At 31.1% G+C, this 743-nt stretch carries 1 protein-coding gene; it reads left to right on the top strand.

Annotated features, from left to right (window positions below; translation table 11 throughout):
- Positions 1-238 precede the first annotated feature (238 nt).
- Complete coding sequence (locus tag BN202_RS09005; RefSeq protein WP_019220317.1) at positions 239-568, top strand: helix-turn-helix domain-containing protein; 330 nt, start codon at positions 239-241, stop codon at positions 566-568.
- Positions 569-743 lie beyond the last annotated feature (175 nt).

Genomic DNA, 743 nt, shown 5'->3' with positions numbered 1-743 from the left:
TAATTTTTGTTGGTGCTTTGCTGGTATAAGACTACGCCATCTAGAAACAGATGACACATCTCTTTGCACTATGGCTGCTACAGTTTTGAAACCGCCTAAATATTTTATAATTAATCTCGAAGCCATATGTAATCTCCATAACGGCGCAATAAATAATTGCACTTTTTACATATGTCAAGAAAAAATGAACTTTTAACATTTTTGCATTTTACGTATTTTTAGGGATAATATTTAGATTATGAGTAGCAATATTGAAAAAAGTATCCAACAATGGCTAGAAAAAAAATTAGACGAGCGCGGACACGGCGCTCAAATAGAGCTAGCCGCCTACTTGGGAATTCATCAATCAACTATAAGCAGAATGATTAATCCTTACAAAAATGGAAAATCAAGAAGCATAAGTATTGGGGAATTAGTTAAAATAGCTGAATTTTTTAACGAACCCCCCCCAAATTTCTTCAATGATGTTGATCAAGAATTTATGAATTTTTATCGTGACCTTTCTGAAGAAAACAAGAAATCTGTGATTTTATATATTGAGTTTTTAAGGCAATCAAAAGATAAGTAATAGTTTCCTTTTCTTTCTGAGAAAACCCTTTTAAAAGATCAGAATCTTGTTCTGCTTTTTGCATTTTGTATCTCCATAAATTGTGGATAGTGCATTTTTAAGAAAAACATACCTAACATAAATATGCACTTTTTACATTTTTATGTTGACACTTGCACTTTTTACATATATTCGT

Source organism: Bartonella florencae (genome assembly GCF_000312525.1).
Classification (GTDB): domain Bacteria; phylum Pseudomonadota; class Alphaproteobacteria; order Rhizobiales; family Rhizobiaceae; genus Bartonella; species Bartonella florencae.
This window is presented reverse-complemented; position numbering and strand designations above follow the sequence as displayed.